Below are 19301 nucleotides of genomic sequence, written 5' to 3' on the forward strand. Positions count from 1 at the left end.
ACGACCACTCACGACTCAGTCACAGCAGACCGGCGGCACGGGCCCACCGGTACTTCGCACCCAGTACTGCGACAGGCTTCTCCGTTGTGTACGGATAAGCAACCACCCCATGGCGGTAGAGAAATTCGCTGGCTTCCTCTACCTGCACGTCACCCGCGAGGGACGCGACGACGGGCTTGTGGATGCCGTTCGCCCGGTACTCCTCCACGACGTCGACCACGAGCTCCGCGAACACCATCGGTGGCGTGACGATGGTGTGCCAGTAGCCCAGGATCAACGAGTGGACGCGCTCGTCCGCGAGACCGAGCGCGATGGTGTTCCGGTACGTCGAGGGCGGTTCCCCGCCGGTGATGTCGACCGGGTTGCCCGCCGCGCCGAAGGGCGGGATGAACTTCCGGAACGCCGCGTCCAGGTCGTCCGGGATGGTCATGAGCGTCAACCCGTTGTCCACGCAGGCGTCCGAGAGCAGCACTCCCGAACCGCCGGCGCCGGTGATGATGACGACGTTCTCGCCCTTCGGCGTCGCGAGCAGCGGGATGCCACGCGCGTACTCCAGCAGGTCGTTCAGGCCGGGGGCGCGGATCACGCCGCTCTGCCTGAGGATGTCGTCGTAGACGCGGTCGTTGCCGGCGAGCGCGCCGGTGTGCGAGCTCGCCGCCTTCGCGCCCTGGTCGGTGCGTCCGGCCTTGAGCACGACGACCGGTTTCTTGACCGAGACCCGTTTCGCCGTCTCCGCGAAGGAACGACCGTCCTTCAGGTCCTCCAGGTGCATGGCGACGAGCTGGGTGTTCGGGTCGGCCTCGAAGAACGTCAGCAGGTCGTCCTCGTCGATGTCGGCCTTGTTGCCGACCCCCACGATGGACGAGACGCCCATGCCCGCGGACCGGCTGAACCCGAGGATCGCCATGCCGATCCCGCCGCTCTGCGACGTGAGGGCCACCCCGCCCTTGACGTCGTACGGCGTGCAGAACGTTGCTGAGAGGTTCTCCGGCGTGTAGTAGTAGCCGTAGATGTTCGGGCCGAGGATGCGCACGCCGTGCTTGCGCGCGATCGCCACGATCTCGTTCTGCAGCTCGATGTTGCCCGTCTCGCCGAAGCCGGACGGGATCATGATGGCGCCGCCGACGCCCTTCTTGCCGACCTCCTCCAGCGCGGCCGGCACGAACTTCGCCGGGATGGCGAACACCGCGACGTCGACGTCTCCCGGCACGTCGGCGATGCTCGCGAACGCCTTGATGTCGAGGATCTCGTCCGCCTTGGGGTTGATCGGGTAGATCGTGCCCCCGTAGCCGCCGTTGACGAGGTTCTTCATCACCGAGTTGCCGATCTTGCCCTCTTCGTTCGAGGCACCGATCACGGCGATCGCGGACGGCTTCATGATCCGGTTCATCGACGCGAGGATCTCGTCCTGGGTGAACCTCGTGGGCTCCTTGGCGGCGTCCTCGTCGACCAGGATCCGCACGTCGACCGCGGTGGCGCCCTGTGGCGTCGCCAGCACGGGGTTGAGGTCGACCTCGGCGAGCTGCGGGAAGTCGGTGACGAGGTCCGAGACGCGGTGGATCAGGTCGGCGAGCTTCCCGGCGTCGACGCCCTGGGCGCCGCGGACGCCGCGGAGGATCTCGGCGGCCGCGATGCCGTCGACCATCGAGCGGGCTTCCTCGGAACTGGTGGGCGCCAGCCGGAACGTGACGTCCTTGAGCACCTCGACGAGCACACCGCCGAGCCCGAACGCGACGATCTTGCCGAACGTCTCGTCGGTGGTGGCGCCCACGATGACCTCGTGGACGTCGTTGCCGGTCGGCAGCTGCTGCTGGACCTGGACACCGGTGATGTCGGCGTCCGCCTTGTAGTTCTTCGCGTTGTGGATGATCGTGCGGTAGCCCTCGGCGACCTCGGAGGCGTTGCGCAGGCCCACGAGCACGCCGCCGGCCTCGGTCTTGTGCAGGATGTCCGGTGAGACGATCTTGAGCACGACCGGGTAGCCGATCTCCTCGGCGAACGCGACGGCGCCCTCCGACGACTTCGCCAGCGCCTCGGCCGGGGTCGCGATCCCGTAGGCGTCGCAGACCCGCTTGCCCTCCGGCGCGGTGAGGGAGGATCGGCCCTCGGCCCGCACCTTCGCGAGTACGTTCTCGACCGCGGCGCGGTCGTAGCCGTTGTCCGGCATGAGAAATATTCTCCCTAGGTGATCAGGGTCCGCAGCGGAGCCCGGGTTCGACGGGAGTCGTGCCCGAGGTGCGGCCGGACGGCATGGCGTCGTGCGGGGTCGTCCGGCCGCGCCGGTGGGCACGGCTGTCGCAGACTTCGGTGCGGGGCCTAGATGACGCCGGCGGCGCGCAGTCCCGCGAGGCGGTCCGCGCTGTAGCCGAGTGCTCCGAGCACCTCGTCGTTGTGCTCACCGAGCAGCGGCGGCCGCTGCACCTCCACCTGAGAGTCGGAGAGCTTGAGCGGGTTGCCGACCGTCTTGAACGTGCCGCGCTCCGGGTGCTCGACCTCGACCACGGTGCCGAGCTCCGCGAGCGTCTCGTCCTCGATGATCTCCTTGGTGGACAGGATGGGTCCGCACGGGATGTTGTGGGCGTTGAGCTTGTCCATCACCTCCCACTTGGTGTGCTTCTCCGTCCACTCCTCGATCAGCGCGAACGCCTTGTCCAGCTTGGAGAGCCGGACCTCGGGCGTGGCCCAGGCCGGGTCGTCGGCGAGCTCGGGCCTGCCGATCAGCTCGGTCAGCGGGGCCCAGCCGACGGGCTGGATGATCACGTAGATGTAGTCGTTGGGGCCGCCGGGGGCGCAGCGCACCGCCCAGCCGGGCTGGCCACCACCGGATGCGTTGCCGGAGCGGGGCACCTCGTCTCCGAACTGCTCGTTCGGGTACTCCCCCAGCGGCCCGTGGGCGAGCCGCTGCTGGTCGCGCAGCTTCACCCGGCACAGGTTCAGGACGGCGTCCTGCATCGCGACCTGGACGCGCTGGCCGCGTCCCGTGTTGGTCCTCTGGTACAGCGCGGCCAGGATCGCGGCCACCAGGTGGATGCCGGTGCCCGAGTCGCCGATCTGCGCGCCCGTGGCGAGCGGCGGACCGTCCTCGAACCCGGTGGTGCTCATCGAGCCGCCCATCGCCTGTGCGATCACCTCGTACGCCTTGAAGTCGGCGTAGCGGCCGGGGCCGAAGCCCTTGATCGACGCGTAGACGAGGCGGGGGTTGAGCTCGTGCAGCTTCTCCCACGGGTAGCCGAAGCGCTCGACGACGCCGGGGCCGAAGTTCTCGACGAGGACGTCGACGTCGGCGACGAGCTTCTCGAAGACCTCCTTGCCCTCGGGAGACTTCATGTTGAGCGTGATGCTCCGCTTGTTGCAGTTGAGCATCGTGAAGTAGAGACTGTCCACTTCGGGCAGATCGCGCAGCTGGCCGCGTGTGATGTCGCCCTTGCCGGGCGTCTCCAGCTTGATGACGTCCGCGCCCAGCCAGGCGAGCAGCTGGGTCGACGACGGTCCGGACTGCACGTGCGTCATGTCGAGGACTTTGACGCCCTCCAAGGCCTTGGTCATCTCCGGCTCACCTACTTGTACATCGTCTGGTTCATGGTTCCGGGCGCGTACACGTCGGGGTCGATCCACACGTTGATCAGCGAGGGCTTGCCGGACTCGCGGGCGCGCCGCAGCGCCGGCCCGATGTCCTTGGGGTCGCGGACCTCCTCGCCGTAGCCGCCGAGCATCTTGGCGAACTGGTCGTACTTGACGTCGCCGAGCGTGTTGCCGACGCGCTCGCGCTCCAGCCCGTACTTGGCCGCCTGGCCGTAGCGGATCTGGTTCATCGACGAGTTGTTGCCGACGATGCCGACGAACGGCAGGTCGTAGCGGACCAGCGTCTCGAAGTCCCAGCCGGTGAGGGAGAACGCGCCGTCGCCGAAGAGGGCCACGACCTCCTTGTCCGGCCGCGCGAGCTTCGCGGCCAGCACGAACGGGACGCCGACGCCGAGCGTCCCGAGTGGACCGGGGTCCATCCAGTGGCCGGGCGACTTGGGCTGCACGACCTGGCCGGAGAACGTGACGACGTCGCCGCCGTCGCCGATGTAGATGGAGTCCTCGGTGAGGAAGTCGTTGATCTCGCTCACCAGCCGGTACGGGTGGATCGGCATGTCTTCGGAGCGCAGGTGCTCCAGGCGCTTCTGCCGGGCCTTCTCCTCGACCGCCTGCAGCTCCTCGAGCCACACCTTGCGGCCCATCGCGCCGTTGTCCTCACGACCGGACGCGGCCTGCGACACCGCGGACAGCACGAGGTCGGCGTCGCCGACGATGCCGAGGTCGACGTCGCGGTTCTTGCCGACGGTGCGGTAGTCGAGGTCGATCTGGACGACCGTCGCGTTCGCGGAGAGCCTGCGCCCGTAGCCCATCCGGAAGTCGAACGGGGTGCCGACGATGACGATGACGTCGGCGTTGTCGAACGCGTACCGGCGCGAGAGCTGGAAGTGGTGCGGGTCGCCGGGCGGCAGCGTGCCGCGGCCCGCGCCGTTCATGTAGGCGGGGATGTTGAGGGTGCGGACGAGCTCGACCGCGGAGTCCGTGGCCCGCGTCGTCCACACCTGGCTGCCCAGCAGGATCGCGGGTTTGCGGGCGTGCACCAGCAGGTCCGCGAGCTTCTCGATGTCGGCCGGGTCGCCGAGGGCGCGCGTGGAGGCGCGGTAGTGGCCCGCCTCCGGTACTCGTGCCTGCGACACGGGCACCTTGGCGTCCAGCACGTCGCGCGGGATCTCCAGGAACGACGGGCCGGGCGCGCCGGCGTTGGCCTCGCGGAACGCCATCGACACCATGTCCGCGATGCGCGCGGTGTGCGGGACGTTCGCCGCGAACTTGGTGATCGGCGTCATCATGTCGACGTGCGGGAGGTCCTGCAGCGAGCCCATCTTGTGCTGGCTCAGCGCACCCTGGCCGCCGATCAGCAGCATCGGGCTCTCCGCGCGGAACGCGTTCGCGACGCCCGTGACGGCGTCGGTGGTGCCCGGGCCCGCGGTGACGACCGCGCAGCCGGGCTTGCCGGTGATGCGGGCGTACCCGTCGGCCGCGTGCGCCGCGACCTGTTCGTGCCGGACGTCCACGACGGCGATGCCCTCGTCCACGCAGCCGTCGTAGATGTCGATGATGTGCCCGCCGCACAGCGTGAAGATGGTGTCGACGCCCTCGGCTTTGAGTGCCTTCGCCACCAGGTGGCCACCAGAGATGGACTCAGGAATCGACTCCGGCTCCGCGGAACTCGTCATCGGCGATCAGCTCCCCTTGGCGCTCGACTGTAGATTGCATACCGTATGAGGTAGGCATATCGTTACTCCGCTACCAACCGGATGTCCATAGATGGCCGCAAGTTTTCGGCGAGAGGACGTAGACGGTGGATCTTTTCGAACACGAGGCGCGGGACCTCTTCGAGCAGTACGGAGTGTCCGTTCCGCGCGGTTTCGTGGCGGACACTCCTGAGTCCGCGCGCGAGGCCGCCCGGCAGCTCGGCGGCACCGTCGTCGTGAAGGCTCAGGTGAAGACCGGCGGGCGCGGCAAGGCCGGCGGGATCAAGCTCGCTTCGTCGCCCGACGAAGCTTTCGCCGCCGCCACCGCGATCCTCGGGATGGACATCAAGGGCCACACCGTGCACAGGGTCCTGGTCACCGAGGCGAGCGAGATCGCGGAGGAGTACTACCTGTCGTTCCTGCTCGACCGTGCCAACAGGACGTTCATCGGCATGGCGTCGGCGACCGGTGGCATGGAGATCGAGGAGATGGCGGACTCCATCACCCGGATGCCGGCGTCGTCCTTCGACGCGGCCGCCGTGTTCCCACCGGAGATCGCCGCCCAGGTCGACGAGGTGGCTTCCGCCCTGTGGAAGGTCTTCGTGTCCGAGGACGCGACCCTGGTCGAGGTGAACCCGTTGGCGCGCACCAAGGACGGCCGGATCGTCGCGCTGGACGGCAAAGTGACCCTGGACGACAACGCGTCGTTCCGGCACTCTCGGAGCGCGGACGACGTGCACGGTGACCCGCTGGAGGCGCGGGCCGCCGAGAAGGGGCTGAACTACGTCAAGCTCGACGGCACCGTCGGGGTGATCGGCAACGGCGCGGGCCTCGTCATGTCCACTTTGGACGTCGTAGCGCTCGCCGGTGCCGCCCCGGCGAACTTCCTCGACATCGGCGGCGGCGCCTCGGCCCAGGTGATGGCCGACGGTCTCGACGTCATCCTCTCGGACCCGTCGGTCCGCAGCGTGTTCGTGAACGTGTTCGGCGGCATCACCGCGTGCGACGCGGTGGCCAACGGAATCGTGCAGGCCCTGGAGATGCTGGGCGACCGCGCCGACAAGCCCCTGGTCGTCCGGCTCGACGGCAACAACGCCGAGGCGGGCCACCGCATCCTCGACGAGGCACGACACCCGCTGATCACCGTGGCGCACACGATGGACGACGCGGCGGGCCGTGCCGCCGCCCTCGCTGGCAAGGAGTCCTGATGGCGATCTTCCTCGACGAGCACAGCCGCGTGATCGTGCAGGGCATGACGGGCTCGGAGGGTGCGAAGCACACCCGCCGCATGCTCGCGGCCGGCACGCAGGTCGTCGGCGGTGTCAACGCGCGCAAGGCGGGCACGTCCGTCGCGTTCGACGACGTGACGCTGCCGGTGTTCGGCACGGTCGCCCAGGCGATGGCGGAGACCGGCGCGACCGTGTCGGTGCTCTTCGTCCCGCCCGCCTTCACCTGTGACGCGGTGATCGAGGCGATCGACGCCGAGATCGGCCTGGCCGTGGTGATCACGGAGGGCGTCCCGGTCCACGACACGGCACGGTTCTGGGCACACGCGCAGGGCCGTTCCACCAGGATCATCGGCCCGAACTGCCCCGGCATCATCAGCCCCGGCAAGTCCAACGCGGGCATCATCCCGGCGGACATCACCAAGCCGGGGTCGATCGGCCTGGTCTCGAAGTCGGGAACCCTGACGTACCAGCTGATGCACGAGCTGAAGGACTTCGGCTTCACGACGTGCGTCGGCATCGGCGGCGACCCGATCGTCGGCACCACGCACATCGACGCCATCGCGGCGTTCGAGGCGGACCCGGAGACCGAGCTGATCGTGATGATCGGCGAGATCGGCGGCGACGCCGAGGAGCGGGCGGCGGAGTTCGTGCGGGACACCGTGTCCAAGCCCGTGGTCGGCTACGTCGCCGGGTTCACCGCGCCCGAGGGCAAGACGATGGGCCACGCGGGCGCCATCGTCTCGGGGTCCTCGGGCACGGCGGAGGCCAAGAAGCAGGCCATGGAGGCGGTGGGGATCAGGGTCGGCAGGACGCCGTCCGAGACCGCCGCCCTGGCGCGGGCGATCTTGACGAGCTAGCCCGAGCAGATCGCCCTGTCCGCCACGTCGACGGCCGACGGTGTGCCCGACCCCTGCCAGTTCGTGTTGGTCACGACCGCCGCGAACCGGCCGTCGTCGGTGGCCAGGGTGAGCGAGTAGTGCCCGGTCGTCAGCGCGCCGTTGTGACCCCACGCGGTGACGCCGCACGACAGCGGCATCTTCAGCAGCGCGAGGCCGTACAGGTCGGCGGAGCCGAACGTGCGCTTCATCTCGGCCAGCGCGGCGGGTGAGACGAGCCGTCCGCCCAGCAACGCCCGGTAGAACCGCTGCAGGTCGTCCACAGTGGACTCCATGGCGCCGGCGGTGCTCCAGAACGACAGTTCGACGGCGGTGGTCGCCTCGGTCCAGAAGAAGAGCTGGCCGAGGCGGCCGCCCAGGTAGCCGTTCAGGAACGGGGCCTTCAGCGCCCTGTCCCCCGCCGCCGGGAACCGCGTCTCGGTCAGGCCGAGCGGCGCGATGACCCGTTCCGCGATCGCCGTGCCCGCCTGCTTGCCGGTGAGGCGTTCGACGAGCAGGCCCAGCACCAGGAAGCCGACGTTGGAGTAGTTCTGCGCGGCTCCCGGCGCGTTCTGGGCGGGCTCGTCCATCGCCGAGCGGACGAGCTCGGCCAGCGCGTACGTGCCGTCCGGGCCGGCCTTGGCGTCGCGGACGTCGCGGACCAGCCCGCTGGTGTGCTGCAGCAGCTGGCGGACGGTGATCACGTCACCGTCGTAGTTGCCGGTGACGACGCCGGGCAGGTACCGCGAGACCGGCGCGTCGAGCTCGGCGCGGCCCTCGTCGACGAGCTGCAGGACGACCACGGCGGTGAACGTCTTGGTCTGGCTGCCGATCCGGAAGTGGTCGGCCGCGGTGATCGCGCGCTGCTCGCGGAGCTTCGCGGTGCCGGTCGACCGCGTGCCCGTCCCGGAGTGCACGGCGGCACCCGGTCCGGCCTGCGCCAGGTACCGGTCGAGCACCGTCTGCACACCGTCGTCGGCCCGTGCCGGGACGGCGCCGAGGAGCAGGAACGCGCAGACGGCGGCGATGAGGCGCTTCACGCGGTCACCTCCTGCGCGGTCGGCAGCTCGGCCGTGCCCGAGGCCTTGTCCCCGATCACCGACATCGCCTGCTTCACGATCTTCAGCACGGCCGACGCCCCCTCGACCAGTTTGATCAGGTTCTCCCCGCTCGCCAGCAGCTCGCCGAGCTTCGCGGCGATCTGCCCGCCGCACTCGACGGCGATCTGCACGCACTGCGGGATCGCCACGGCGATGCTCTGGCCGAACGTCACGGCCGCCGACGCGATCGCCTGGGTCATGATCGGCACGATCTTGCCGACCGCCTCGGTGATCAGCCGCGTCACCTCGGCGACCACCTGCGCGACCACCTCACCCGCCTTGATCAGCGCGGTGGCGTTGCTCAGCGCGGTCTCGGCGACGGAAAGCACGCCGTCGACGAGCTCCTTGCCGGTCTTGGCGTACTCGGCCGCGCTCTCGCCGGTCCAGCCGTCGGTCTCGCTGCCCGCCTTCTCGCCGTACTCGCCGGCCAGGGTGGTCGCCGTCCTGCTCGCGTCCTGGAACTCCCCCGCGCCGCGCCGGACGCCGTCCGGGTCGCCCTTGAGCTGCTCCAGCGGCTCTTCCAGGAACGAGATCATCGGGGTCAGGAACCCGGCGCCCGCGCTGTCCAGCGCCTGCAACGGTTTCCCGTTCGAGCCCAGCTCGCTCAGCGGGGCCTTCGGCGTCTGCTTGAGGTCCGACGACAGCCACTCGTCGCCGGAGATGGCGCTCGTGGTGGTGCGGAGCTCGTTCAGCAGCGCGGCGATCGTGCCGGCGTCGGTGGCGGTCACCGGTCCACCCCCGCGAGGTCCGCGGCGTTGCGCTCGTCGGTGCGCTGGTAGGTCTCGGCGGTCTGCCGCATCCCCTCGCCCACTTTGTCCATTGTGGACGCGATCTGTGCGAACGCGCCCGTGGTCTCGCCCATCGGGCCGCTCAGGCCGGAGCTCAGGAACTGCGCGAACGAGCCGAGCGAGCCCTGGCCGGGCCCGGACGGCAGCCTGGTGCCGGTCTCGGACAGCTGGTCGGCGTACCCGGTCAGCGTCTTCGCGTGCCGGCGCAACTGCTCGTGGTCGGCGGTGAAGCTCATCGCACGGCCTCCGGCAGGTTCGCGGTGATCTGGTGCAGCGCGTCGCTCTCGCCGAGGTAGTCGGCCATGACCTCGGTCATCCGCGCGCTCGCGAGCCGTTGCGCCTCCCGCGCGGTGCTGACGATCAACACCGCGAGGGTGTCGACGTCGAGCTTGCGCGCGGTGGGCGTGAGCGCGACGTCGCCGAGCACGCCGCCCGCGTTGACCGTCACGGTCACCTCGCCGCGCGGCGAGGTCGCCTTCGCCCCCACCTCGGCCAGGCTCGCGCTCGCGGCCCGCGCGTTGTACGCGACCCGTTCCAGTCGTTCCTGGTAGTCCGCCAGCCACTGTGCTGGATCCACTTCTCTCCCCCTCTTCTAGGCTCGCGCGACCGCGGCGAGCTCTCCGATGGCGCGAACGAGGTCGTGGTGCCGCAGCGGGTTGACGCTCACCCAGCCGTCTTCACCGACGTCGACCCTGACCCGTCCGCCCGCACTGTCCAACCAGGACACCTCGCGACGCTGCCCGCCCCGGACCACGCCCGCCTGCCCCTGCCCGGTGACCTCCAGGTCGAGCCCGGCGCCGGGCGGCAGGGTGATGGGCATGAGCTGCGCGGGCGCGGCGTGCGGCACCACCGCCGCGAGCTCGTCGCCGAACTCCTCCGCGCCGACGTGCGCGACCCGGACCGTGCTCTCCACCTGCGTGCACACGACGGCCTCGGCGCCGTGCACCAGCGCGACCGCCCCCGCTCCGGGCACGACGAGGTCGACCACGGCGGTGTGCTCGTGCAGCGCCGTGACCAGTGCCGCCGCCATGCCGGTCGGCCCGTGCGGAGCCGCGAGTCCGCGCGCCTGCAACCCGTGCCCGGCCTCGGCGAGCAGGTCGGCGCGTTCGTCCGCGTGCCTGCCGAACGACGGCACCCGCAGCGGAAACGGCCAGCGCACCCCGGCGTGCGTGGCGAGCAGGTCCATCTCCACCAGGTCGAATGAGATCACCGGTCCGCCTTCCGCGCCTGGTCGGCGTCCGTCTCGGTGTAGCCGGTCTCGATCGCGGCGAGCACCTGCCGGAACTCGCGCACCTCGCGTTCCGCGGCCCCCACCTCGGCGGCGAGCCCGGACCCGGCGTCGCGCAGCCGGCCCGACAGGTCCCGGGCGGGCGGCGCCGTCCCGAGCAGCGGCTGCCGCTCCGCGAGCCGGCTCGCCGTCGCCACCAGGTCGGCGGTCAGCTCGGCCAGCCTCGTCAACGTCCGCACCCGGTCCTGCAACCGCTCGGGCGCGACCTCGTAGCCGTTCACGCTTCCTCCCCGATCACGGCCGGCGACACCCGCTCGGTGACCGCGAACAGGTCGTGGTCGAGCGTCGGCATCTGGTTCTCGTGCCGCTGGTCCTCGTCCTTGCGCGCGGCTCCGGCGGCGGGCGCGCCCAGGGCGTTGTTCTGGGCCTGTGCGCGGGTCTCGGCGACCGACACGCCGGTCGCCGTGATGGCGCCGTGCGGGCCGAGCACCACCCCGGCCCGCGTTCCCGGCGTGACCTGCTGGCTCACCGGCTGGACGGCAGGGGTCGCCGGAACCGCGGCTGCGGCGCGTGGGGCGGAGCCGCGTGGGGCGGAGCCGACCAGCTGCTGCCACGGGACGCCGCCCGAGCTCGGGGTCTTGACCTGGGCCGCGGGTGCGGTGCGCGGGGACGGGGCGGCCTGCGGGACGGTGCCGCGGGCGTCGTCGATCAGGCGGCCGCTGCCGTTGAGGCTGGACTCGTAGGTCTGCATGGCGCGCACCGCCTGGGCCTTCTGCTGGTCGGCGGAGGCGGCGCCGAAGTAGAGGTAGAAGCCGGAGGTGGCGCCGGCGGGCACGGTCGGCGCGCTGGGCAGCGTGAACGAGCCGGGCGAGAACGAGCCCGGTGCGAAGGAGGCGGGCGCGGTCGGGAGCGCGAACGGCGCCGGCGCACCCGACGCGGTGAGTGCTCCCAGCGCGCTCTGCGGCGCGAACGACGTCGGCATCCCCGGCGCAGGCACCCCCGCGAACGCCGGCAACGTCGTCCCCGGTGGCGGCGGCATCGCTGCACGCGCCGCCGCCAGCGCGTCCGCCGAGTCCTGCGCGGCCCTCTGTCCCGCCGCCGCGAGCTCGCTGATCTTCCCGATCCGCTCCGCGAGCGCACCGAGTCGCGCGGCGGCCTCCTCCGCCGCGGCCCCGGTCCACCCGTCGAGCAGCGCGGCCCGCTGGTCGCGGAGCACCTCGGCGTGCGCGTCCAGCGCGGCCCGGTGACGAGTCCACTCCTGCGCGACCGTGCTCACGTCCGCCACGTCGGCGTCCTGCCACAGCATCCGGTGCAGCTCTTCGTGGCTGTACGCCTCCCAGTTGATCTCACCAGGCGACACCCTCGAACCCCCTTCGTCGGTCCCGGTGAACGATCACACCGGGCCAAACGAGGGACCAGGCCAGACGACCGGCCACATGTGGCCGGTCGGTCTGATCAGCGGGAACGCGTCAGGTGGTCCTGCAGGCGCGCGTGCCGGAACTGGTAGACCGCGCCCGCGCGGCGCAGCACGCCGCGGCGGTAGGCGTCGTCCAGGAACGCGGGCAGGCGCCACGGCAGCTTGCCGGTGAGCGGCAGCCAGACGCGCGCGAACACCACCCACTGGCCCCAGGCGGTCAGGCTCAGCACGTACGCCAGCCCTCCGCCGACGCCGCCGACCAGACCGAGCGCCAGGGCCGTCGTCGGGCTCCACACCACCTCGAACCGCAGCGCCGTCAGGCCGCTCGCGACGATGCCGGTGGCGCCCGCGACGAACGCCGCGAACGCCGGCACCATCACCGCGACCAGACCGAGCACCGCCCGGCGGTTCGCCGCCAGCAGGCCGGACGGGCTGCCGGCCGAGCGCACGTCGAGCGGTGCCTCCAGCGCGGCGGCCACGACGAACACGAGGCCCGCGCCGACGCCGAACACCAGGCCGAACACCCCGATGTCGACCAGCACCCCGGCCGTCAGGTCGAACCCCGGCGTGACCAGCCAGTACGCCATCGCGCGCACAAGCCCGTACGCGGCGCCGACCGCCCCGCCGAACCCGAGCCCGAGCAGGCCGCGCGCCCACACCCGCCTGCCGAGGTGACCGCGCAGCCGCAGCCGGGTCCGCACGGGCTCGATCGGCGTCCGCACCACCACGAACCGGTGCGCCACCCCGAACAGCACGCCCGTGACCAGCCCGATCATCACCGCGAACAGCAGCCCCCGGACCCCGAGGGAACCCACCAGCGCCGACTCCAGCACGAGGTCCGCGACGCCGACCGCCACCCCGACGCCCAGGCCCGTCACCGCCGACGACGAGCCGAACCGCCACCACGCCACGTCGTGCGTGCCGAGCCGCGTCAGGTGGTCGGCGAGATTGCCCAGCCACGGCCGCACCCGGTCGGCATCCACCCCGTACACCGCCGGGATGAAGCTGCCGAGCAGGTGTTCCTCCAGGTCGGCGGCCTCGTGCAGGTCCAGCAGCGCCAACGGGTCGTGGTCCGGGGTGTCGCTGTAGATCCGCCGGGCCAACGCCACCATCAACGGCGTCGTCAGCACCTCGGCGAGCGGGCCGCCGCGCCGCACCTCGTCCAGCACGGGCTTCCAGGCGTTGCCGCCCGGTCCGGTCTTGCGGGTCGTGCGGGGCAGGTAGTCGGCGAGGTCGTCGACGGTCAGGTCGCACAGCACCACCGCGGCCGCGGACGTCAGCACGTCGGTGCCCTCGACCGCGTCGCGGTACTCGTCCACCCGGCTCGTGAGCAGCAACGGCAGGGTGGTGCTGTTCAGCGCGTTGAGCGCGGGTCGGTGCAGCCCCGCCGCGATCTCGTCGAACCCGTCCAGCACGGGCAGCACGCGCTGGGAATCGACCAGCGCCGCCGCCAGCGTCCCGCCGCCCGGACCGGCGGCCGCGAGGAACGGGTGGTCGCGCGTCAGCTGGTCGGCGAGGAAGTCCCGCAGCCCCACCCGCGACGGGTGCCACGCACCGAGCTGGAAGATCACCGGCACCGGGTCGGACGGGACCGCGGCCCCCAGCAGGTCCAGGACGAACCGCGTGGTCAGCACGGTCTTGCCGGAGCCGGCCCTGCCCAGCACGACCAGCCGCCGCGAGCCGACCCGGCGGTAGACCTCGACGACCTGGTCCAGCCGTCCGTCCAGAGCGGCGGACGGACGGACGTTGCGCGGGCTGTCCATCCACGTCGGCGGCGCCTCGTCCCACCGCACCGGCAACGGCACGGGGTCGTGCACCTGCCGCTGCTCCTCCTCGCGCCGCCACCGGGCCTCGACCGCGACCTTCAAGGTCTCGACGGCCTCGTGCAACGGGTCGAACCGCACGGGCTCATGAACCGCCACGGGTTCATCTCGCCCAGCGGCGGAGAACAGCTCCGTGCGTTCAGCGCCCGTGAGCTCCAGTGCGTCGGCCAACGCGCGCACGGTGCCGATGCGCGGATCGGTCCGTTCGCCCGTTTCCAGCCCACGGACCGTGCGAATGCCCACGGCCGCACGACTCGCGAGCGCCTCCTGGCTCAATCCCGCCCGCTGCCGCCACTGACGCAGCAGTAAGCCGAACCGGCTCCCCACAACCGCCCCCTCGTCCCGGTGATCAGCACACTACCGAGACGGCCGTGTCTCGTGGCCGATCCCATCCGGTTGGAGGAAGATCGCGGCTGTGCTGAGCGAGTGGCTCGAGACCGTTCCCCCGCTGCTGGTCTACGTCGTCGTGGGCCTGGTGGTGGGGATCGAGAGCACGGGCGTCCCGCTGCCGGGCGAGGTCGTGCTGGTCGCGGCGGCGCTGATGGCGTCGCACCACGACGGCGTCTCCCCGCTGTGGGTCGGCGTCGCCGCCTCGGCGGGCGCGATCCTCGGCGACAGCGCCGGGTACGCGCTGGGCAAGCGGTTCGGGTCGCGGATCTTCGGCTGGGCGGGCGAGAAGTTCCCCCGGCACTTCAGCGCGGACAAGGTCGACCGCGCCCAGGCGCTGTTCCGCAGGCACGGCGCCTGGGCGGTCTTCTTCGGCCGGTTCGTGGCGTTGCTGCGGATCCTGTCCGGACCGCTCGCCGCCACGATGGGCATGCACTACGGGAAGTTCCTGCTGGCCAACGCAGCGGGCGGCGTTGCGTGGGCCGGGGGCACGACCGCGGCGGTCTACTTCGTCGGAGAGGCCGCCGAGCGCTACCTCAAGGACTTCTCCTGGATCGCGCTCGTGGTCGTGCTGCTCGCCGTCGTCGGACTCAGCGTCCGAGGCCGGCTCCGCCGTTCACGCCGATGACCTGGGCGGTGATGTGCCCGGCCTCCGGCGAGGTCAGGAACGTGATCGCCGCGGCGACGTCCGCCGGGGTGCCCGCGCGGCCGTTCGCCGGGGCGCCGACGAGCTTCTTGCGCCGTTCCTCGCTCAGCGTGCCCCCGAAGAACTCGGTGTCCTCGGTGACGCCCGGCGACACCACGTTGACCGTGATCCCCCTGCCTCCCAGCGCGAACGCGAGGTCCGCCGTCCACGCCTCGACCGCGGACTTGGCCGCGCCGTAGGCCCCCGAGCCGCGCCGGCCCGCGATCGAACCGAGCGTCACCACCCGCGCGTTGTCCGCGAGCCGGGGTTCCAGCGCGGTCGTCACGAGGACGGCGCTGATCACGTTCGACTCGTAGTTCGCGAGCCACAGGTTCTTCACGTCGGTCAGGTTCTGCGGCGCGGGCAGGCGCCGGGTCATGTTGCCGCCCGCGTTGTTCACCAGGACGTCCACGACGGACGGCAGGTCGTTCAGCGCCGCCTCCACCGCGCCGGGGTCGGCCGCGTCGAACACGACCGCCCGCGCGCCGATCTCGTCGGCCGCCGCCTTGAGCACGTCCTCCCGCCGTCCCGTCACCACCACGTCGAGGCCCTGCTCCACGAGCCGGGCCGCCACCGCCTTGCCGATGCCCGTGCCGCCGCCGGTCACCACTGCTGTGCGTGTCATGCGACCTTTGATAGCAGCGGAATACCCGCAGGTCGATCGGCCTGTCAGCCCACGACGGTTCACGTCTGTGACTACGCTGCTCAGACCGACTCCACTGGGGAGAAGATCACATGGAAACCCGCACTCTCGACACGGACAGAGCGGTCATCACCTACGACGTGAGCGGCGAGGGCCGCCCGTTGATGATGATCGGCCAGCCGATGGACGCGAGCGGCTTCACCGCGTTGCGCGCGCAGTTCCCGGACCGCAAGGTGATCACGTACGACCCGCGCGGCATCGGCCGCAGCACCCGGTCGGACGGTCGCACCGACAACACGCCGGAGATCCAGGCGGCCGACGTGCACGCGGTGATCCAGGAGGTCGGCGGTCCGGTCGACCTGTTCGCGTCGAGCGGCGGCGCCGTCACGGCTCTCGAACTGGTCGCCGCGTACCCGGACGACGTGACCACGCTCGTCGCGCACGAGCCGCCGATCATCGACGTGCTGCCGGACGCGGCCGCCGCGCGCCGGGCCCGTGACGCGTTCATGAACGCCTACCAGGCCAAGGGCCAGGGCGCGGGCATGGCGGCGTTCATCCAGATGAGCTCGTGGCAGGGCGAGTACACCGACGAGTACTTCGCGTTGCCGCTGCCCGACCCCGCCCAGTTCGGCATGCCGGCGGAGGACGACGGCACGCGCGACGACCCGTTGCTCGGGACGCACTCGCTCGCGATCACCGACTACTACCCGCAGGTGCAGAAGCTCGCGGCCGCGCCCACGCGCGTCGTGCTCGCCGTCGGCGAGGAGACCGGTGACGCGTTCACCGCGCGCACGGCGATCCACACCGCGCGGTTGCTCGGCCAGGAGGCCGTCGTGTTCCCCAGCCACCACGGCGGGTTCATGGGTGGCGAGTTCGGGTACGCGGGCAAGCCCGAGGAGTTCGCGGCCAAGCTGCGCGAGGTGCTCGGCTGACGAACGCCGGTGGCTCGCGTCCGGTGGACGCGAGCCACCGCCGTCAGCGCAGGAAGGCCTCGACCACCTCGACGACCCGCTGCCCGGCGGCGAAGTCCGCGAGGTCACGCGGGTGCTCGCCGCGCACCGCCCGCGCGAACGACGTGAGCCGCGAGTAGTCCGACCCGGTCTGCTCGAGCTCCACCCGCTCCCACGGTCCGCCGTCCGAAGTGGACAGCAACGCCCACTGGTCCAGGCGCAGCGACCGCTCGGTGCCCCAGACCGTCCACTCGTAGACCTCCGGCCCGGCCAGCCCGGAGAACGCCGACACGTGCACCGGCACGTCACCGCCCCGCAGCACACCGCGTGCCGCGACCTCCGCCGCACCGGGCTCCGGGAAGTCCGCCGACACCGACTCGACGGTGAGCGGCCCGAGCAGCCGGTCGGTCAGGTAGACGAAGTGCGACAGCACCTCGCGGACGAACCCGCCCTGCTCGGCGCGCGAGAGCCAGGTCGCGTCCGCCTGGAACGCCCTGGGCCAGCGCGGGAACTGCAGCCGGACCTCCACGCCGCGCAGCTCGCCGATCGAGGGCAGCCGCCGTTCGATCTCGAGCGTCGCGGCCATGTCCGACAGCGCGAAGTTGACGGCGTTCGGACGGCCGGCCGCGGCCTCGGCCAGCGCGCGGGCCTCGGCCAGGTCGACGGCCAGCGGCTTCTCGCAGAACACCGCCTTGCCGGCCGCGAAGGCCTTCAGCACGAGCTCGGCGTGGGACGCGGGTGGCGTCGAGACGTACACCGCGTCCACATCGGACAGCACGTCGTCCAGTGAGGAGAAGACCGGGACGTCGAGCGCGCGGGGTGCGACGTCGACGCCCGCGACCACGGTGTAGCCGGGATGCTGCCGCGCCGCCGTCAGCATCCGGGTGCCCATGGCTCCCAGGCCGACGACGGCGAGGCGAATCGGATCAGCGATCATGCGCTCTATTCTGCCGGTGCCCAGGCCTTCGAGAGCTTCACCCGCGCACCGGTCTGCAGCAGCGAGCCGGTGTAGAGCCGCGACGCCACGAGCAGGATCACCACGACCGTGGCCGCGAGGATGCCGAGCGAGAGCACCGCCTCCCACGCCGCCGCCTGCTCGGCGAAGAGCCGCACCGGCATCGCGACGCCGGCCGTGAACGGCACGAACGACATCCACTTGAGCACCACGGGGTTCTCGTAGAAGAACTGCACCCCGAAGTACGGGCCCATCACCGCGATCATGACGAGGCCCATCGTCGAGCCGAGGTCCTCCTGGCGGCTGACCAGCGCGCCCGCGACCGCCCACATCGACGAGATCAGCACGAACCCGAGCATCAGGAACGGGACGAACCAGCCCAGCGCGGGCGCCACCACCCCCAGCAGCTCACCGAGTCCGGCGACGCGCAACGCGATCGGCGCCGCGAGCGCCAGCACCACGACCTGGCCGAGCGTGAGGATGGTGTGGCCGAGGATCTTGCCGGCGAGCAGCGCCCGCACCGGCACGGTCGACACGAGGATCTCCACGATCCGCGTCTGCTTCTCGGTCACGGTGCTCTGCGCGATGGCCGCGCCGCCCATGCCGAACATCAGGAACACCAGGCCGAACACGATGACCGTGACGGACCGCTGCCCGGAGGTCACCGCCGACTGCGCCAGCAGCTCCACCGGCGGTGCCTCGACCAGCTCGCTGATCACGCTGTTCGGCGGGCTGTTGAGCGCGAGGACCTTGACCCCGGCGCCGTCCGGCACGATCGCGGCCTCGACCTCGTCCTCGCGGACGAGGTCGGCGGCCTCCTGCACGCTGCCGACCTCGCGGACGTCGAGCGCCTTGCCCTGCACCGCCTGCGACGCCGAGCCGACCACGGCGACCTTGGGGTCGTCGCCGCCGAACACCGTCGGCAGGATCGTGAGCGCGAACAGCGCGGCGACCGTGAAGAGGAAGCCGATCCAGAAGCCCTTGGTGCCGACCAGGGTCTTCATCTCGCGTTCGGCGACGAGCCACGTCGCCTGGCTGAAGGACGCGCGGGCCATGTCAGATCACTTCCTTGAAGATCTCGTCCAGCGTGGGCACGACGGGCGTGAACGACCGGACCTCACCGCGGTCCAGCGCCGCCTTCAGCACCTGCTGGGGTGCCGCCTCGAACACCGCGCGCGGCCCGTCGAGCTCGAGGATCGACACGCCGGGCACGTCGCGGACCCAGCCCGCGTCCTCCGCGACGACGATCTCGTAGCGCTCGCCCGCGTGCCGGGCGCGCAGCTCCTCGCGCGACCCGCTCGCCGCGATCCGTCCCTTCGAGATGATCACGACGTCGTCGCAGAGCCGTTCCACGATCGCGAGCTGGTGGCTCGAGAACAGCACCGGCACACCGTTCGCGGCGCGCTTGCGCAGCACGTCCAGCACGGTCTCGACGGCGATCGGGTCGAGACCGGAGAACGGCTCGTCGAGGATCAGCACGTCCGGGTCGTGCACCAGCGCGGCCGCGATCTGCACGCGCTGCTGGTTGCCGAGCGACAACGCCTCCAGGCGGTCACCCGCGCGGCCGGTGAGCTCCAGGTCCTCCAGCAGCTCGTCGGTGTTGCGCTGCGCGGTCTCGCGGTCGACGCCGTGCAACCGCGCGAGCCACGTGATCTGCTCGCGCACCTTCATCTTCGGGTAGAGGCCGCGCTCCTCCGGCATGTAGCCGAAGCCCGGCCGGCTCTGGCCGGTGAGCTCCTGCCCGTTCCAGCTCACCGACCCCCCGTGCGCGGCGAGCACCCCCAGCACGATGCGCATCGTGGTCGTCTTGCCCGACCCGTTGGCGCCCAGGAAGCCCGTCATCCGGCCGGGCCGGACGTCGAAGCTCACCTCGTCCAGCACCTTGTGATCGCCGAAGCTCCGGCTGATCCCCCTGACAGTCAACATGGGGAGAACGGTATTTCGTGAC

Annotated in this window: 19 protein-coding genes; 4 read left to right on the top strand and 15 right to left on the bottom strand. The window is 71.3% G+C overall.

Annotated elements, in window-relative coordinates; all coding sequences use genetic code 11:
• Window positions 1-19 precede the first annotated feature (19 nt).
• From ABZX02_RS37835 to ABZX02_RS37845, 3 genes are all read right to left on the bottom strand, one after another.
• Complete coding sequence (locus tag ABZX02_RS37835; protein ID WP_355305887.1) at window positions 20-2167, bottom strand: acetate--CoA ligase family protein; 2148 nt, start codon at window positions 2165-2167, stop codon at window positions 20-22.
• Between the two features lie 149 nt (window positions 2168-2316).
• Window positions 2317-3546 carry a formyl-CoA transferase gene (frc, locus tag ABZX02_RS37840; protein WP_355305889.1) on the bottom strand — a complete coding sequence of 410 codons (1230 nt, stop codon included), beginning with the start codon at window positions 3544-3546 and terminating at the stop codon, window positions 2317-2319.
• An 11-nt stretch (window positions 3547-3557) separates the two neighbouring features.
• Window positions 3558-5255: a thiamine pyrophosphate-binding protein gene (locus ABZX02_RS37845; RefSeq protein ID WP_355305891.1), complete on the bottom strand. Its 1698-nt coding sequence runs from the start codon at window positions 5253-5255 to the stop codon at window positions 3558-3560.
• A gap of 125 nt (window positions 5256-5380) precedes the next feature.
• On the opposite strand from ABZX02_RS37845, the gene sucC reads away from it, so the two are divergent.
• Together sucC and sucD are read left to right on the top strand one after the other, a co-directional pair.
• Window positions 5381-6481 (top strand): ADP-forming succinate--CoA ligase subunit beta, encoded by a 1101-nt coding sequence (gene sucC / locus ABZX02_RS37850; protein WP_355305893.1) that lies wholly within the window; start codon window positions 5381-5383, stop codon window positions 6479-6481.
• Window positions 6481-7359 (top strand): succinate--CoA ligase subunit alpha, encoded by an 879-nt coding sequence (gene sucD, locus ABZX02_RS37855; protein ID WP_355305895.1) that lies wholly within the window; start codon window positions 6481-6483, stop codon window positions 7357-7359. Before sucC ends, sucD begins: the two co-directional genes overlap by 1 nt.
• Here sucD and ABZX02_RS37860 read toward each other — a convergent pair.
• From ABZX02_RS37860 to ABZX02_RS37895, 8 genes are all read right to left on the bottom strand, one after another.
• A complete protein-coding gene (locus ABZX02_RS37860) occupies window positions 7356-8417 on the bottom strand; it encodes a serine hydrolase domain-containing protein (RefSeq protein WP_355305897.1) in 1062 nt (353 codons plus the stop codon). The two genes, sucD and ABZX02_RS37860, sit on opposite strands and share 4 nt — an antisense overlap.
• Window positions 8414-9205, bottom strand: coding sequence for a hypothetical protein (locus ABZX02_RS37865; RefSeq protein WP_355305899.1), 792 nt, complete (start codon window positions 9203-9205; stop codon window positions 8414-8416). The genes ABZX02_RS37860 and ABZX02_RS37865 overlap by 4 nt, the downstream gene beginning before the upstream one ends.
• On the bottom strand, window positions 9202-9501 hold the full coding sequence (locus ABZX02_RS37870) for a type VII secretion target (RefSeq protein ID WP_355305901.1): 300 nt from the start codon (window positions 9499-9501) through the stop codon (window positions 9202-9204). Before ABZX02_RS37870 ends, ABZX02_RS37865 begins: the two co-directional genes overlap by 4 nt.
• Window positions 9498-9842 carry a YbaB/EbfC family nucleoid-associated protein gene (locus ABZX02_RS37875; protein WP_355305902.1) on the bottom strand — a complete coding sequence of 115 codons (345 nt, stop codon included), beginning with the start codon at window positions 9840-9842 and terminating at the stop codon, window positions 9498-9500. Before ABZX02_RS37875 ends, ABZX02_RS37870 begins: the two co-directional genes overlap by 4 nt.
• Window positions 9843-9857: 15 nt before the next feature.
• Window positions 9858-10475, bottom strand: a complete 618-nt coding sequence (locus tag ABZX02_RS37880) for an ESX secretion-associated protein EspG (protein ID WP_355305904.1) — start codon at window positions 10473-10475, stop codon at window positions 9858-9860.
• Window positions 10472-10774 (bottom strand): hypothetical protein, encoded by a 303-nt coding sequence (locus ABZX02_RS37885; protein ID WP_355305906.1) that lies wholly within the window; start codon window positions 10772-10774, stop codon window positions 10472-10474. Before ABZX02_RS37885 ends, ABZX02_RS37880 begins: the two co-directional genes overlap by 4 nt.
• Window positions 10771-11853, bottom strand: coding sequence for a hypothetical protein (locus ABZX02_RS37890; RefSeq protein WP_355305908.1), 1083 nt, complete (start codon window positions 11851-11853; stop codon window positions 10771-10773). Before ABZX02_RS37890 ends, ABZX02_RS37885 begins: the two co-directional genes overlap by 4 nt.
• Before the next feature lie 95 nt (window positions 11854-11948).
• Entirely contained in the window at window positions 11949-14060 is a 2112-nt protein-coding gene (locus tag ABZX02_RS37895) for a helix-turn-helix domain-containing protein (protein WP_355305910.1), read from the bottom strand.
• Between the two features lie 88 nt (window positions 14061-14148).
• Here ABZX02_RS37895 and ABZX02_RS37900 point away from each other — a divergent pair, with 88 nt between their 5' ends.
• Complete coding sequence (locus ABZX02_RS37900; RefSeq protein WP_355305912.1) at window positions 14149-14748, top strand: DedA family protein; 600 nt, start codon at window positions 14149-14151, stop codon at window positions 14746-14748.
• On the opposite strand, the gene ABZX02_RS37905 is transcribed toward ABZX02_RS37900, so the two are convergent.
• The gene (locus ABZX02_RS37905) at window positions 14711-15430 is read right to left on the bottom strand and encodes an SDR family oxidoreductase (RefSeq protein ID WP_355305914.1); all 720 of its coding nucleotides are present in this window, start codon (window positions 15428-15430) and stop codon (window positions 14711-14713) included. The two genes, ABZX02_RS37900 and ABZX02_RS37905, sit on opposite strands and share 38 nt — an antisense overlap.
• A gap of 110 nt (window positions 15431-15540) precedes the next feature.
• Here ABZX02_RS37905 and ABZX02_RS37910 point away from each other — a divergent pair, with 110 nt between their 5' ends.
• Complete coding sequence (locus ABZX02_RS37910) at window positions 15541-16380, top strand: alpha/beta hydrolase (protein WP_355305916.1); 840 nt, start codon at window positions 15541-15543, stop codon at window positions 16378-16380.
• Window positions 16381-16423: 43 nt separating this feature from the next.
• Here the strand turns inward: ABZX02_RS37910 and ABZX02_RS37915 are convergent, their stop codons facing one another.
• The 3 genes from ABZX02_RS37915 to ABZX02_RS37925 are packed head-to-tail and all read right to left on the bottom strand — an operon-like array spanning window position 16424 to window position 19279.
• Window positions 16424-17335, bottom strand: coding sequence for a Gfo/Idh/MocA family oxidoreductase (locus ABZX02_RS37915; protein WP_355305918.1), 912 nt, complete (start codon window positions 17333-17335; stop codon window positions 16424-16426).
• 5 nt (window positions 17336-17340) lie between these two features.
• Window positions 17341-18408 carry an ABC transporter permease gene (locus tag ABZX02_RS37920; protein WP_355305920.1) on the bottom strand — a complete coding sequence of 356 codons (1068 nt, stop codon included), beginning with the start codon at window positions 18406-18408 and terminating at the stop codon, window positions 17341-17343.
• Window position 18409: 1 nt separating this feature from the next.
• Window positions 18410-19279, bottom strand: a complete 870-nt coding sequence (locus ABZX02_RS37925) for an ATP-binding cassette domain-containing protein (protein ID WP_355305922.1) — start codon at window positions 19277-19279, stop codon at window positions 18410-18412.
• Between the last annotated feature and the right edge of the window lie 22 nt (window positions 19280-19301).

Origin of the sequence: Lentzea sp. NPDC003310, from assembly GCF_040610935.1 — a bacterium.
Taxonomy (GTDB): Bacteria; Actinomycetota; Actinomycetes; order Mycobacteriales; family Pseudonocardiaceae; genus Lentzea.

Bases quoted from the DNA above. Each gene is read 5' to 3' on its own strand.
- ABZX02_RS37835 (WP_355305887.1), bottom strand. From the start codon at position 2,167: ATGCCGGACAACGGCTACGACCGCGCCGCGGTCGAGAACGTACTCGCG.
- frc (WP_355305889.1), bottom strand. From the start codon at position 3,546: ATGACCAAGGCCTTGGAGGGCGTCAAAGTCCTCGACATGACGCACGTG.
- ABZX02_RS37845 (WP_355305891.1), bottom strand. From the start codon at position 5,255: ATGACGAGTTCCGCGGAGCCGGAGTCGATTCCTGAGTCCATCTCTGGT.
- sucD (WP_355305895.1), top strand. From the start codon at position 6,481: ATGGCGATCTTCCTCGACGAGCACAGCCGCGTGATCGTGCAGGGCATG.
- ABZX02_RS37870 (WP_355305901.1), bottom strand. From the start codon at position 9,501: ATGAGCTTCACCGCCGACCACGAGCAGTTGCGCCGGCACGCGAAGACG.
- ABZX02_RS37905 (WP_355305914.1), bottom strand. From the start codon at position 15,430: ATGACACGCACAGCAGTGGTGACCGGCGGCGGCACGGGCATCGGCAAG.
- ABZX02_RS37910 (WP_355305916.1), top strand. From the start codon at position 15,541: ATGGAAACCCGCACTCTCGACACGGACAGAGCGGTCATCACCTACGAC.
- ABZX02_RS37915 (WP_355305918.1), bottom strand. From the start codon at position 17,335: ATGATCGCTGATCCGATTCGCCTCGCCGTCGTCGGCCTGGGAGCCATG.
- ABZX02_RS37920 (WP_355305920.1), bottom strand. From the start codon at position 18,408: ATGGCCCGCGCGTCCTTCAGCCAGGCGACGTGGCTCGTCGCCGAACGC.
- ABZX02_RS37925 (WP_355305922.1), bottom strand. From the start codon at position 19,279: ATGTTGACTGTCAGGGGGATCAGCCGGAGCTTCGGCGATCACAAGGTG.